We start from the raw sequence: 13511 nt of genomic DNA, 5'->3' as shown, positions 1-13511 counted from the left end.
GAACACAACATAAGCGACGAAGGTGGCGAAAGCAAGTCCGCATTTGGATGCTAAACCGCACAATTGCTGGGTAGAACAGTTAGTTTTCGGCAACAACATACGGGCCGCTGCGGGCGCATTCTCGCCCGGCGGCGCCCGCAGGCTCAGGCGGCGGCGAGCGCTCGAGCGGGGTCCGCGATCAGGTCGGCCAGCACCAGCTCGGCCGCGCCGATGAGCAGCTGATCGGTTCCGAGCTCCGCCTCGACCACGGTGACGCCCTCCCTCGCCGAGTGCACGACATCGTCGAGTAGGTCGGGTGCGCCGTGCGCGCGGGCTCCCCGGTACAGGGCGGCGAGGAAGCCGCCGAGCACGAGCAGCGAGGGGTTGAACACGTTGACGGCATTGCGCGCCGCGATCGACAGCAGTGCGTAGTCGCGCTCGATGACGGCGAGCGCCGCTGGATCCTCCGTGGCGACCAGCCGATCGGCGAGGGATGCGGCCTCCGCCGACGCGAGGCCCACCGATGCCAGCAGCTCCGCCTGGGTGACCTCGGCCTCCAGGCACCCGCGCGATCCGCAGGAGCAGTGCCGGCCGTCCGACCGGACGAACGTGTGCCCGAACTCCCCCGCGTATCCGGCGGCACCCGTCAGCAGACGGCCGCCGCCGATCGCGCCGCCGCCGATCCCTGACGCTCCGCCGATCATGTACACGAGGTCGTCGACGCCGCGCCCGGCGCCGAACGCACTCTCGGCCCGCAGGCCGAGGACGGCCGCGTTGGCCGCCCACACCCGGTAGCCGGTCGCGGCGGAGAGCATCCCGGCCAGCGGTTCGTCCACCCAGCCGAAGTGCGTCGCCTCCCGGACCATGCCGTCCGACAGCCGCACCTGGCCGGGCACCGCGACGCCGATCCCGGCGATGCGGATGCCGGACTCCCCCGCCAGCATCCCGGCGATCCCCGCGGAGGCCAGGGTGACGGTCTCCGCGGCCGACCGGGCCGACGCGGTCTCGATGCGGACCCTCTTGAGCACACGGCCGCCGAGACCGACGAGGCCGACGATCACCGCATCCACTTCGGGGTTCACCGCGACGGCGGCGACACTGCCCGAGACGCGGACGACCGGACTCGGACGACCGGCGCGACCGCCTCCCGGCGTCTCGTCCACCTCCACCAGATCGAGGGCCGCGAGCTCCGCCACCAGGTCGCCCACGGTCGAGCGGTTCAGCCCCGTCAGGCGGGTCAGGTCGCTGCGCGACAGAGCTCCGTCGCGGTGCACGAAACCGAGCACGGTCGCCAGGTTGCTGCGGCGCAGCGCATCCGTGGCGCCGCCCGACGACGGGCGCACGGTGCTCAGCTCGGATGCGGACATGGAATGACCATAACGCGCGGCGTGCAGCCGCTCGGTCACCGGGTTCGGTCGCTCACCAGCTCTCCGGACGCGCGCCCAGCGGCACAGGGGCCGGACGCTCGACGGTCGACGCGAGCTCCACCACCGTGTGGGTCGCCCCGGCCCGGATCACCGACTCCATGATCTCGAGCACATGGAAGGCGAGCTCGCCGGAGGCCCGGTGCGGGCGGTCCGTCTCGATCGCACGCGCCATGTCGGCGAGGCCGTAGCCGCGACCGGCGTCCGCGTAGCCGGCGGCGACCGGCACCTCGCGGAACTCGCGGTCGTCGGCCGTGGCCAGCTCCACCGGGTCGGAGAACATGTTGGGGTCGGGCACGGCGATCGTCCCCGCGGTCCCGTAGACCTCGAACTTCGGAGCGCGCGTCGCCCACACCTCGAACGAGACGGTCACGGTCGAGATGACGCCGGACGCATGCTCGAGGAGGGCGGTCACGTGGGTGTCCACATCCACCGGGATGGTCGAGCCGGCGAGCGGGCCGGTCGCGACCGTGCGCTCGCGCGTCGACCGGCCGGTCGCCCCCGACACCCGCACGACCGGACCGAAGAAGCTGACCAGGCTGGTCAGGTAGTACGGCCCCATGTCGAACAGCGGGCCGCCGCCCGGCTGGTAGTAGAACGCCGGAGCCGGATGCCACAGCTCGTGGCCCGGTGCGCTCCAGGCGACGGCGGCAGCGACCGGGTGGCCGATCCGCCCATCGTCGAGCAGCGCGAGGGCGGTCTGGATGCCGGTGCCCAGAACGGTGTCCGGAGCGCTGCCGATCCGCAGGCCCTGCGCCGCAGCCCGCTCGAGGACCGGTGCCGCCTCCGCAGTCGAGAGAGCCAGCGGCTTCTCGCCGTAGACGTGCTTGCCCGCGGCGAGCGCGCGGAGGGCGATCTCGGCGTGCGCCTGCGGGATGGTCAGGTTGAGTACCGCATCCACCTCGGGATGCGCGAGCAGCTCGTCGACCGAGAGCCCGTGCACGCCCTGCTCGGCGGCGACCGCGGAGGCGCGCTCCAGATCCAGGTCGGCGACGGCGGTCAGACGCAGGTTCGGCAGCTGCGGGAAGTGCTCGAAGTACTGCCGGCTGATGTTGCCGACGCCGATGACGCCGACGTTCAACGGGACGCCCACAGCATCCCCCTCTCGATGATGGTGCGGACGGGCTGGCTCTCGACGATCTCCAGCCGGTGGCCGGGTGCCGAGACGAAGATGCGTCCCTTCCCCCACTGCCGGGTCCAGATGGCCGGAGCGGTGACGGGGCGGTTCCACGCATCCCACGGGCGGACGCTCTGGGTGGTGGTGGCGAGGACGTCGTTGTACTCGTCGCTGAGCACCCAGTACTGCTCGGTGACCAGGTCGAAGTCGTCGATCCCCTGCGTGATGGGATGCGTCCGGCCGTAGTCGGTGATGTGCACGGTGTACGGGATGTAGTTGTCCGACTGCTCGCCGACGCGCTCGGCCGGATCTTTGCCCGCGTGATGGGCGAACTGTCCGCCGATCATGTGCAGGTAGTCGGCGTTGTTGCGGTACGAGTCGGCGATCCCGCCGTGCCAGCCGGCCATCCCCGTCCCGTTGAGCACGGCCCGCTGGAGGCCGCGGAACTCAGGCTCCTCGATCGTGTTCATGGTGTTGACCTGCACGACGAGGTCGACGGTGTCCATGAAGGCGTCGTCCGCGTAGACGGCCGTGCCCTCCTCGACCCGGGTGTCGAAGCCGTTCTCGCGTAGGAAGGGGAGGAACAGCTCCGTGGTCTCGACGGGCATGTGCCCATCCCATCCTCCACGGACGATCAGTGCCTGCTTGCTCATGCTTCCTTCCGGTGGTCGCCGCCGGCTCCTGAGTTTCTCTGCTCTTCGCACGCGATTCGGCCGAAAAACTCAGGAGCTGCGGGCGTGGTTCAGGGGATCGGGGTCCAGGCGCTGCCGTCGGCGGCGCTGCGCTCGACGGCGTCGAGGACGCGCTGGATGTGGAGGCCGTCGGCGAACGACGGCTCGGGGTCGGTTCCGGACGCGATGGCGGTCACCAGGTCGACGACCTCGTGGCTGAACGCGTGCTCGTAGCCGATCGCGTGACCGGTCGGCCACCAGTTGGCCATGTAGGGATGCTCGGGCTCGGTGACGATGATCCGCGTGAAACCCTGCTCCCCGGCCGGGGCCGTCGCGTCGTAGAACTGCAGTTCGTTCATCTCCTCGAGGTCGAACGCGATCGCACCGCGCGAGCCGCTGAGTTCGATGCGGAGCGCGTTCTTGCGGCCGGTCGCGTACCGGGTGGCCTCGAAGGCGCCGATGGCGCCATCCGCCTCCCCGCCTTCGAGCCGGGCGGTGAACCAGGCGGCGTCATCGACGGTGACCTTGCCGCGCTCGGTGGATGCGGTGCCGGACAGGCCGACGCCCTCGCCGAGCAGCGGGCGCTCCTCGACGAAGGTGGTCAGCGTCCCGGAGACAGCAGCGAGCTGGGAGCCGGTGAGGTGTTCGATGAGGTCGACGGCGTGCGCCCCGATGTCGCCGAGCGAGCCGGAGCCGGCGAGCGCCTTGTCGAGGCGCCAGGTCATCGGGCCGTCCTCGTCGCGGAGCCAGTCCTGCAGGTAGAGCGCTCGCACCTGGCGGATGGCGCCGAGGCGCCCCGCCTGCACCAGCGAGCGGGCGTAGCCGATGGCGGGGACCCGGCGGTAGCTGAAGCCGACCATCGAGCGGATGCCGCGGGCGGCGGCGCGCTCGGCGGCGGCGGTCATCGCCTCCGCCTCCGCGACGGTGTTGGCGAGCGGCTTCTCGCAGAGCACGTGCTTGCCGGCGTCGAGTGCGGCGATCGCGATCTCGGCGTGGCTGTCGCCGGGCGTGCAGATGTCGACGACGTCGATCTCAGGGTCGTCGATCACGGCGCGCCAATCGGTCTCGGCGCGCTGCCAGCCGAACCGGCGGCGTGCATCCTCGACGCGGGCGGCGTCGCGGCCGACGATCACGGACATGACCGGCTCGGCGGGGAGGTCGAAGAAGCGCGGGGCGGTGCGCCAGCCCTGCGAGTGCGCTGCGCCCATGAACCCGTACCCGATCATGGCGACCCGGAGCTGCGGCTTGTCGTCGGTCATCGTCGGCCCTTCGTCTGGCGGTACCCGTGCGACGGTAGTTCGCGGGCGGCGGGGGAGCAAGTTTCCTGCGGGGGTTGGAAAACTTTCGTCAGGCGGCGGGCGCTGCCGTCGACCCGCGCTCGACCAGGGCGGTCGCAAGCTCGAGCCGGGTGTTCTCCACCGCGCCGGCCCGGAGCCGCAGCGCGAGGCGCGTCGCCTCCTCCGCCATCTCCTGCAGCGGCTGACGGATGGTCGTCAGCGGCGGCCGTGCCCACGCCGCGGACGGCGCGTCATCGAAGCCGACGACCGACACATCCCGAGGCACATCGAGGCCGAGCGCGAAGGCGGCGTCGTACACGCCGAGCGCCTGCATGTCGTTGCCGCAGACAATGGCGGTCGGGCGGTCCGGCGACGCGAGCAGCCTGCGCCCTTCCCGCTCGCCCTCCGCGCGCGAGAACCCTCCCCCGCCGATCTCCGACGGCACAGGGAGGCCGGCCTCCTGCAGGGCCGACTGGTATCCGGCGACCCGGGCGCGGGAGCACATCAGATCGGGCGGGCCGGCGATCGCCGCGATGCGCCGATGGCCGAGCGCCAGCAGGTGACGGGTGGCGGCGACGCCGCCCGCCCAGTTGGTGGCCCCGATGGCGGGCACGTCCGGCGGAGGGTCGCCGGCGGGATCGACGACGACGAAGGGGATGTTGCGGGTGCGCAGCTGGCGGCGGTGGTCGGCCGTCAGGTTCGAGAACTGCAGCACGATCGCGATCGGCTTGCGGCGGAGCACCCCGGTGATCAGCTCGTCTCCGACCGCGTGGTAGTCGCCGATGGTCGAGAGGGTCATCGCCAGCCCGTTCTCGCGGGTGACGCGCTCCACGCCGCGGATGACCTCGACGGACCACTCGCTCGCCAGGTTCTCGATGACGAGCTCGACGGTCTCGCCGCGTTCCGCATCCACACCGCGGCGGGCGTACCCGGAGTCGTGCAGCAGCTCTTCGACGCGTCGGCGGGTGTCGGCGGACACGCCGGGGCGACCGTTGAGCACCTTCGACACCGTCGACAGCGACACGGACGCCTCGCGCGCGATGGCCTCCAGGGTGGGGCGCGTTGGAGCGGGCATGGAGCCACTGTCGCACACACCGTCGCACGCCGGGCCGGTCCCCCGCTCGGCGCCCGGCTGTGCCACAATGACGCCCAGCCTCCTGCCGCCCGCGTTGCGAAAACCGTTCAGAAAGCGAGACCGATGCCGCTCACCGACCTGACCCACTCCGAACTGCTCGCCTTCCGTCCGGAGGTCCAGGAGCCCGCCGACTTCGACGCCTTCTGGGAGCGCACGATCGCCGAGGCGCGCGCCGCCGGTGGCGTGCCGGAGCTGACCCCTGCGGACTCGCCGGTGACGCAGCTGCGCATCGACGACCTGGTCTTCCCCGGGTTCGGAGGCGAGCCGGTGCGCGCCTGGGTGTCACGGCCGCTCCACGACGACGGGCCGCTCCCTGCGGTCGTGCAGTACCAGGGGTACGGCGGCGGCCGCGGGCTGCCGGGCGAGAACGTGGCGTGGGCGCTGGCCGGCTACGTGCACGTCTTCGTCGACACCCGCGGGCAGGGCAGTGGATGGGGCAGCGGCGGAGACACGCCCGACCCGCACGGCTCGGGTCCGGCCACTCCGGGCGTGATGACCCGGGGCATCCACTCGCCGGAGACGTACTACTACCGCCGCGTCTTCACGGACGCCGTGCGCGCCGTCGACGCCACGCGGTCGCTGCCGTTCGTCGATCCCGACCGCATCGCTGTGACCGGCGGCAGTCAGGGCGGTGGGATCGCCCTCGCGGCCGGCGCACTCGCGGGCGACGTCACGGCCGTGATGCCGGATGTGGCCTTCCTCTGCGCGTTCCGCCGCGGCGCGGAGGTGGCGGCCGGTGGACCCTTCCTGGAGCTCGCGACCTATCTGTCGGTGCATCGCGACGAGGTCGCTGACGTGTTCCGCACCCTGTCGTACTTCGACGGGGTCAACTTCGCCCGCCGCATCCACGCGCCCTCGCTGTTCTCGGTGGCGCTGATGGACACGGTGGTGCCGCCGTCGACGACCTTCGCGGCGTACAACCACGTCGCGGCGTCCGACCGCGCGATCGAGGTGTACCCGTTCAACGACCACGAGGGCGGCGGCGGCGCCCACTGGCGCACGCAGGCGGCCTGGCTGGCCCCGCGCTTCCGCTGACCGCGGCCCGCACCCCTTGTCCCCTCCCCATCGGAAGATTTGCGCCAAATCGCGGTTCTCGCGCTCCGATAACCACGATTTGCGCCAAATCGCGGCCGGACCGGTGTCAGCAGAGGCGGAAGGTCAGGCGGGCGGGGCTGTCGTCGCGCGGCGGACGAGCCGGGTGGGGAGGCGGACGTGGATGCGCTCCGGCGTCTCGCCGTTCATCAGCCGGATCAGGAGGTCGGCGGCCGTCGCGCCCAGGCCCTGCATCGGCTGCCGCACGGTGGTCAGGGGCGGGCTGAACTGCGACGCCTCGGGGATGTCGTCGAAGCCGACCACCGAGAGGTCGCGCGGAACATCGAGGCCGAGCTCGGCCGCGACCTCGATGACCGCGATCGCGGAGATGTCATTCGCCGCGAACACCGCCGTCGGGCGGTCCGCCCGCCGCAGGAGCGGCAGCGCCACCTCGCGCACGGTGTCGTGCTCGTAGCGGCCGACGGCCACCAGCGACGGATCGAACGGGATGCCGGCCTCGCCCAGCGCGCGGCGGTATCCCGCGTCGCGCAGGCTCGACGAGCGGAGGTCCGGCCGGCCGGCGACGAAGGCGATTCGGCGGTGGCCCAGCCCGATCAGGAAGGCGGTCGCGTTGCGTGCGCCGCCGAAACTGTCCGACTCGACGGTGGGCAGGTCGGCGCGTCCTGCGTGCGGGTCGATGGCCACCATCGGGACGTCGGCGTTGGCGTTCACGACGGTCGGAGTGACCATGATCACGCCGTCGATGAGCGTGCCGCTGAGCCGGCTCAGCGAGCGCCGCTCCCATCCCTCGCTCGACGGCTGGCGTGAGCCGCTGTAGGCGAGCAGGTCGTAGCGCGAGTCGTGGAGCGCGGTCCCGACACCTTTCAGGATCTCGGCGGAGAACGGTTCGAAGTCGGCGACGAGCACGCCGATGACGCCGGTACGTCGCGAGCGCATGCTGCTCGCCACGAGGCTCGACTCGTAGCCGAGCTCCTGCACCACCTGCAGCACGCGCTCCACCGTCGAGGTCGCGACACCGTACCGGCCGTTCACGGCCTTGGACACGGTGGCGACCGAGACGCCGGCAGCAGCAGCCACATCGCTGATCGTCGGACGCCGTCCCATGGCGACCGAGCATAGCGTAGAAAAGGTTTTCGAAAACGTTTGACACAATCCCCGTCGCTTGCGACACTTCCGACGTCCCCACCTCAACGAAGAGAACAGGTTGGAATCACATGAAAGGCACCAAGCTCCTCACCGGGGCCGCCGTCGTGATGGCCGGCGCACTCGCACTCACCGGGTGCAGTGGCGGCTCCGACAGCTCCGGCGACGGCAAGGTCAACATGACCCTCTGGCAGAACTCCACCACCGGCCCCGGCCAGGAGTTCTGGAAGAACGCCGTCGCAGCATTCGAGAAGGCGAACCCGAATGTCACCATCAAGGTCCAGTCCATCCAGAACGAGGACCTCGACGGCAAACTGCAGACCGCTCTCAACAGCGGCGACGCACCCGACATCTTCCTGCAGCGAGGCGGCGGGAAGATGGCGGCGATGGTCAACGCGGGTCAGCTGATGGACATCACCGACAAGGTGTCGTCCGAGACCAAGAAGAACATCTCCGAAGGCTCGTTCAAGGCGGAGACCTACCAGGACAAGGTGTGGGCCATGCCCATCGCCGTGCTCCCGGGCGGTCTCTTCTACAGCCAGGATCTGTTCAAGGCGGCAGGCATCACCGAGGCGCCCAAGACGATCGACGACCTCAACGCCGACGTCACCAAGCTGAAGGCCACCGGGGTCTCCCCGATCGCCCTCGGCGCGAAGGACGCCTGGCCGGCCGCGCACTGGTTCTACTGGTTCGCTCTGCGCGAGTGCGCAGGGTCGACGATGGAGAAGTCGGCCGACTCGAAGTCGTTCAACGACCCGTGCTGGCTGAAGGCCGCTGAGGACCTCAACGACTTCGCCAAGACCCAGCCGTTCAACGAGGGCTTCCTCACGACGACCGCACAGCAGGGCGCCGGAAGCTCGGCGGGCCTCGTCGCCAACCACAAGGCGGCGATGGAGCTCATGGGCGCGTGGGACCCGGGCGTGATCGCGTCCCTGACCCCCGACCAGAAGCCCCTCCCCGACCTCGGCTTCTACCCGTTCCCGGAGGTTCCGGGCGGTAAGGGCGAGCCCGGCTCCATCATGGGCGGCGTCGACGGCTACTCGTGCTCGGTCAAGGCTCCGAAGGAGTGCGCCGACTTCCTCAACTTCGTCGCATCGACGGAGCAGCAGGAGGCCTACTACAAGGCCTTTAACGCCCCGCCGGTCAACTCGGAGGCGCAGAAGGTCGTCACCGAGCCCTACCTGAAGGATGTGCTGGCCGCCTACAACGCAGCCCCGTACGTCTCGCAGTGGCTCGACACCGTTCTCGGACAGAACGTCGGCAACGCGCTCAACGTGGCGGTCGTCGACATGCTGGCCGGCAAGAGCGACCCGAAGCAGCTCATCCAGGCGGCCAACGACGCCGCCAAGAAGGGCTGAGGACTCTCCTCGTGACACACATCCGCGAGAACACGTCCCCCGGCCTCGTGCCGAACGCGGGTCTCGCGCAGCACGGCGGGGGCGGCGCAGTCGCGTCGCCCCCGTCGCAGCCGCGCCGCCGCAAGCGCACCGGCTGGGCCATGCGCCTGGAGATCGCTCTGCTGGCCGGACCCGCAGCCATCGTCTTCCTGGCCTTCGTGATCTTCCCGGTCGCGATCGCCGCCTACTACGGCTTCTTCCGCTGGCAGGGATACGGGCCGGCCACCGACTTCATCGGCCTGCAGAACTACATCACCATCCTCCAGGACTCCGCCTTCCAGCAGGCTCTGCTGCACAACGGGATCATCGTGATCGGCTCCCTGGTGCTCCAGGGGCCGGCGGCCATCCTGCTGGCGCTCCTGCTCAACCGCAAGATGCGCGGGCAGTCCCTGATCCGCGTCCTGATCTTCGTGCCGTACGTGATCGCCGAGGTCGTCGTCGGCACCGGGTGGAGCCTGATGCTCTCCACGAAGGGCGCCCTCAACGGGCTCCTGGAGAACCTCGGGCTCGGGTTCCTCACCCAGGACTGGCTGTCCAACCCGAGCCTGGCGATCTGGACGCTGCTGGCCATCCTGACCTGGAAGTACGTCGGCTTCGCCGTCATCCTCTTCCTCGCAGGCCTCCAGGGCATCCCGGAGGAGCTGTACGAAGCGGCCGCCCTCGACGGCGCGTCGTACTGGCAGATCCAGCGACGGATCTCCCTGCCGCTCCTCGGCCCGACGCTGCGCATCTGGGCGTTCCTCTCCATCATCGGAGCGCTCCAGCTGTTCGACCTCGTCTACATCATCTGGGGCCAGTACGTCGCCTCCACCGCCGGCACCTCGACCATGGCGACCTACATGGTCGCCAACGGCCGCAACGCCGGCAACTTCGGCTACGGAAACGCCGTCGCCGTCGTCATCTTCCTTATCTCCCTGATCGTCGCCCTGTTCTACCAGCGGTTCGTGCTGCGGCGCGACACCGAGGGCGCGCTCACGGGTGACAGGCGCACCGGAAGGAAGAAGCGATGAGCGCCTTCACCGTCATCCCCGACGCGCCGGACGCGCCGGGCGTCCTGGATGCGCCCGACCGCAAGAAGGCCAAGGGGCTGCCCTGGGGCTCCCCCACCGTCTACTTCGTCGCCCTCGTCGTCATCGCGCTGATGCTGGCGCCGATCGCGTACATCGTGATCGGCGGGTTCCGCACCAACTCCCAGATCACGGTCGACCCGGCCGGCTTCCCCAACCCGTGGAACGCCGCCAACTACATCGGCGTGCTCACGGGCGGGGTGTTCTGGCAGGAGGTGCTCAACTCGACCATCGTCGCCGTCGTGACGACGGTCGGCGTGATCATCCTCGGACTGATGGCCAGCTATGTGCTCGCCCGCTACCAGTTCCGCGGCCGCGGCGCCCTCTACGCGCTGTTCGCCGCCGGGCTGATGTTCCCGATCACCGTGGCGATCACCCCGCTGTACATCGTGGTCCGCAACCTGGGCCTGATGAACTCGCTCGGAGGGGTGATCCTCCCGCAGATCGCCTTCGCCCTGCCGACGACGATCATCATCCTGGTGCCGTTCCTCCGCGCCATCCCCGACGAAATCCAGGAGGCGGCCTTCATCGACGGCTGCAGCCGCCTGGGCTTCTTCTGGCGGATGGTGCTGCGGCTGTCGCTTCCCGGCGTCATCACCGTCGGCATCCTGGCCTTCATCGCGAGCTGGAACAGCTACCTGCTGCCCCTCTTCCTCCTCAACAACGAGGCGACGTTCACGCTGCCGCTCGGGGTGCAGGCGTTCTCGTCGCAGTACTCCGTCGACACCGCCAAGGTGCTCGCGTTCACGTCGCTGTCCATGATCCCGGCGCTGATCTTCTTCAGCCTGTTCGAGCGCCGCATCGTCGGCGGCCTGACCGGCGCCGTCAAGGGCTGACGCCCGCACGTCAAGAAGTGTGAGATCGACATGACCGAATCCCTCCCGCGCTCCACTGCGCCCTCCGAGCGCGTGAGCGCCCTCCTCGCTTCCATGACGCTGGAGGAGAAGCTCGCCCAGCTGGTCGGCTTCTGGGTCGACAAGGGCGACGAGCTCGTGGCGCCGATGGCCGGCGAGATGGGCAACCCGGGCGCGTACGCGGACGCCACCGTGCACGGCCTCGGGCAGCTCACCCGCGTCTACGGCACGCGACCGGTCGAGCCGGTCGAGCGCGCGGCCTGGCTGTGGGCGGAGCAGCGCCGGCTGAAGGAGGAGACCCGGCTGGGCATCCCCGCGCTGGTGCACGAGGAGTGCCTGACCGGGCTCGCGGCCTGGAAGGCGGCGACCTTCCCGACGCCGCTGGCGTGGGGCGCCTCCTTCGACCCGGAGCTGGTGGAGGAGATGGCCGGCCTGATCGGCATGTCGATGCGCGAGCTGGGCATCCATCAGGGGCTCGCTCCTGTGTTGGATGTCATCCGCGACCCGCGCTGGGGGCGCGTCGACGAGTGCATCGCGGAAGACCCGTACGTCGTCGGCACGCTCGGCACCGCATACGTGCGCGGGCTGCAGGGCGCCGGCGTCCACGCGACGCTGAAGCACTTCGTCGGGTACTCCGCGTCGCAGGCGGGCCGCAACCACGCGCCGGTTCACGCCGGACCCCGCGAGGTGCGCGACACCCTGCTGCCTCCGTTCGAGATGGCGCTGCGGGACGGCGGCGTCCGGTCGGTCATGAACTCGTACGCCGAGATCGACGGCATCCCCGTCGCGGCGAGTGCCGAATACCTCACGGGCGTGCTGCGCGACGAGTGGGGCTTCGACGGGACGGTGGTCTCCGACTACTTCTCGGTCGCCTTCCTCCACACCATGCACGGCGTCGCCTCCGACCTGGGAGAGGCCGCGGCGATCGCGCTCGCGGCCGGCATCGACGTCGAGCTGCCGACGGGCGACGCGTTCCTCGAGCCGCTGGCCTCCCGCATCCGATCGGGCGAGGTCGACGAGGCGCTGGTCGACCGCGCCGTCCTCCGTGTGCTCGCGCAGAAGGAGGAGCTCGGCCTGCTGGACGAGACCTTCGACGCGCCCCCCGCATCCATCGATCTCGACACTCCCGCCCACCGGGATGTCGCCCTGCGGCTGGCCGAGGAGTCGCTGGTGCTGCTGACCAACGACGGCACGCTGCCGCTCGCGTCGGCACCGGCGAGCATCGCGGTGCTCGGCCCGAACTCCGACGCCCCGGAAGCCCTGATGGGCTGCTACTCGTTCGCGAACCACGTGCTCGCACACCATCCGGAGGTGCCGCTCGGCTTCGAGCTGCCCTCAGTGCTGGAGGCGGTGCGCGCCGAGTTCCCATCCGCCTCGGTCGCCTATGAGCGCGGCTGCGACGTGGAGGGCGACGACCGCTCCGGCATCCCCGCAGCGGTGGCCGCGGCGAGCGCAGCGGACGTCGCCGTGGTCGTCGTCGGCGATCGCGCCGGCCTGTTCGGCCGCGGGACCGTCGGCGAGGGCAACGACGTGGAGAGCCTCGAGCTGCCCGGCATCCAGCGCGAGCTGGTGGAGCGTGTCGTCGCGACCGGCACGCCGGTCGTGCTCGTCGTGCTCTCCGGCCGCCCGTACGCGATCGCCTGGGCGGTCGAGGGCGTCACCGCCCCCGCGGCGGTGCTGCAGGCGTTCTTCCCGGGCGAGGAGGGAGGCCGTGCGCTGGCCGCGGTGCTCTCGGGACGGATCTCGCCCTCCGGGCACCTCCCCGTCTCGCTCCCCCGTTCGGCCGGCGCGCAGCCGTACTCGTACCTGCACCCCGTGCTCGGCGGCCCCAACGAGATCACGAGCGCGGACAGCACCCCGGTGCTGCCATTCGGTCACGGGCTCTCGTACACGACGTTCGAGCACAGCGATCTGGTGGTCGACGGGGAGGTGGCCGCCGGGGGGACGTTCGCCGCGAGCGTCCGCATCCGCAACACGGGTGAGCGCGCCGGAACCGATCTGGTGCAGCTGTATGCACGGGATGTGCAGGCGAGCGTCACCCGTCCGGTCGCGCAGCTGCTCGGCTACCGCCGGGTGGAGCTGCAGCCGGGCGAGGAGGCCGTCGTGCGGTTCGCCGTGCCGACGACCCGCCTCGCCTTCTCGGACCGGTCGCTGACCCGCATCGTCGAGCCCGGCGCGGTGGACCTGTGGGTCGGGCCGTCGTGCGACCTGCGCGAGACCACGGCGGCGCTGACGATCACCGGTCCCGTTCACGAGGTCACCCCGGCGGACGCCCGCCTGGTGACGGCGGACGTCGAGACGGCTACCGTGGATGCCGTCTTCACGGACGCCCGCTGACCGGGGCCGCGAGTTCACTCCCCGGACTCGCGCTCGCCCCGCCAGTGCTGTATAAGT

Annotated in this window: 11 protein-coding genes; 5 read left to right on the top strand and 6 right to left on the bottom strand. The window is 70.6% G+C overall.

The window, feature by feature from the left end; translation table 11 throughout:
• Positions 1–143: 143 nt before the first annotated feature.
• From AXZ95_RS04845 to AXZ95_RS04825, 5 genes are all read right to left on the bottom strand, one after another.
• Positions 144–1346: an ROK family transcriptional regulator gene (locus AXZ95_RS04845; protein WP_051087289.1), complete on the bottom strand. Its 1203-nt coding sequence runs from the start codon at positions 1344–1346 to the stop codon at positions 144–146.
• 52 nt (positions 1347–1398) lie between these two features.
• Complete coding sequence (locus AXZ95_RS04840; RefSeq protein ID WP_018189887.1) at positions 1399–2496, bottom strand: Gfo/Idh/MocA family oxidoreductase; 1098 nt, start codon at positions 2494–2496, stop codon at positions 1399–1401.
• Positions 2481–3173, bottom strand: a complete 693-nt coding sequence (locus tag AXZ95_RS04835) for a ThuA domain-containing protein (protein WP_026307058.1) — start codon at positions 3171–3173, stop codon at positions 2481–2483. Before AXZ95_RS04835 ends, AXZ95_RS04840 begins: the two co-directional genes overlap by 16 nt.
• A gap of 89 nt (positions 3174–3262) precedes the next feature.
• The gene (locus AXZ95_RS04830) at positions 3263–4450 is read right to left on the bottom strand and encodes a Gfo/Idh/MocA family oxidoreductase (protein WP_018189885.1); all 1188 of its coding nucleotides are present in this window, start codon (positions 4448–4450) and stop codon (positions 3263–3265) included.
• 88 nt (positions 4451–4538) lie between these two features.
• On the bottom strand, positions 4539–5543 hold the full coding sequence (locus AXZ95_RS04825; RefSeq protein WP_026307057.1) for a LacI family DNA-binding transcriptional regulator: 1005 nt from the start codon (positions 5541–5543) through the stop codon (positions 4539–4541).
• Between the two features lie 123 nt (positions 5544–5666).
• Here AXZ95_RS04825 and AXZ95_RS04820 point away from each other — a divergent pair, with 123 nt between their 5' ends.
• On the top strand, positions 5667–6638 hold the full coding sequence (locus AXZ95_RS04820) for an acetylxylan esterase (protein ID WP_018189883.1): 972 nt from the start codon (positions 5667–5669) through the stop codon (positions 6636–6638).
• A 123-nt stretch (positions 6639–6761) separates the two neighbouring features.
• Here the strand turns inward: AXZ95_RS04820 and AXZ95_RS04815 are convergent, their stop codons facing one another.
• Positions 6762–7760 (bottom strand): LacI family DNA-binding transcriptional regulator, encoded by a 999-nt coding sequence (locus AXZ95_RS04815; RefSeq protein ID WP_018189882.1) that lies wholly within the window; start codon positions 7758–7760, stop codon positions 6762–6764.
• Between the two features lie 110 nt (positions 7761–7870).
• Here AXZ95_RS04815 and AXZ95_RS04810 point away from each other — a divergent pair, with 110 nt between their 5' ends.
• Genes AXZ95_RS04810 through AXZ95_RS04795 form a run of 4 tightly spaced genes read left to right on the top strand, consistent with a single transcriptional unit; the run spans position 7871 to position 13454 of the window.
• A complete protein-coding gene (locus AXZ95_RS04810) occupies positions 7871–9157 on the top strand; it encodes an extracellular solute-binding protein (RefSeq protein WP_018189881.1) in 1287 nt (428 codons plus the stop codon).
• 11 nt (positions 9158–9168) lie between these two features.
• Positions 9169–10206, top strand: coding sequence for a sugar ABC transporter permease (locus tag AXZ95_RS04805; protein ID WP_018189880.1), 1038 nt, complete (start codon positions 9169–9171; stop codon positions 10204–10206).
• Positions 10203–11099: a carbohydrate ABC transporter permease gene (locus AXZ95_RS04800; RefSeq protein WP_018189879.1), complete on the top strand. Its 897-nt coding sequence runs from the start codon at positions 10203–10205 to the stop codon at positions 11097–11099. The genes AXZ95_RS04805 and AXZ95_RS04800 overlap by 4 nt, the downstream gene beginning before the upstream one ends.
• A gap of 30 nt (positions 11100–11129) precedes the next feature.
• On the top strand, positions 11130–13454 hold the full coding sequence (locus tag AXZ95_RS04795; protein WP_018189878.1) for a glycoside hydrolase family 3 N-terminal domain-containing protein: 2325 nt from the start codon (positions 11130–11132) through the stop codon (positions 13452–13454).
• The last annotated feature ends 57 nt before the right edge of the window (positions 13455–13511 follow it).

The sequence above is a fragment of the Leifsonia sp. 115AMFTsu3.1 genome (assembly GCF_004362795.1).
In the GTDB taxonomy this organism is placed as follows: domain Bacteria; phylum Actinomycetota; class Actinomycetes; order Actinomycetales; family Microbacteriaceae; genus Leifsonia.
This window is presented reverse-complemented; position numbering and strand designations above follow the sequence as displayed.

What these genes read in the sequence shown, in the direction of transcription:
- AXZ95_RS04820 (WP_018189883.1), top strand. Translation starts at nt 5,667, where the DNA reads ATGCCGCTCACCGACCTGACCCACTCCGAACTGCTCGCCTTCCGTCCG.
- AXZ95_RS04825 (WP_026307057.1), bottom strand. Translation starts at nt 5,543, where the DNA reads ATGCCCGCTCCAACGCGCCCCACCCTGGAGGCCATCGCGCGCGAGGCG.
- AXZ95_RS04845 (WP_051087289.1), bottom strand. Translation starts at nt 1,346, where the DNA reads ATGTCCGCATCCGAGCTGAGCACCGTGCGCCCGTCGTCGGGCGGCGCC.
- AXZ95_RS04830 (WP_018189885.1), bottom strand. Translation starts at nt 4,450, where the DNA reads ATGACCGACGACAAGCCGCAGCTCCGGGTCGCCATGATCGGGTACGGG.
- AXZ95_RS04815 (WP_018189882.1), bottom strand. Translation starts at nt 7,760, where the DNA reads ATGGGACGGCGTCCGACGATCAGCGATGTGGCTGCTGCTGCCGGCGTC.
- AXZ95_RS04795 (WP_018189878.1), top strand. Translation starts at nt 11,130, where the DNA reads ATGACCGAATCCCTCCCGCGCTCCACTGCGCCCTCCGAGCGCGTGAGC.
- AXZ95_RS04835 (WP_026307058.1), bottom strand. Translation starts at nt 3,173, where the DNA reads ATGAGCAAGCAGGCACTGATCGTCCGTGGAGGATGGGATGGGCACATG.
- AXZ95_RS04800 (WP_018189879.1), top strand. Translation starts at nt 10,203, where the DNA reads ATGAGCGCCTTCACCGTCATCCCCGACGCGCCGGACGCGCCGGGCGTC.
- AXZ95_RS04810 (WP_018189881.1), top strand. Translation starts at nt 7,871, where the DNA reads ATGAAAGGCACCAAGCTCCTCACCGGGGCCGCCGTCGTGATGGCCGGC.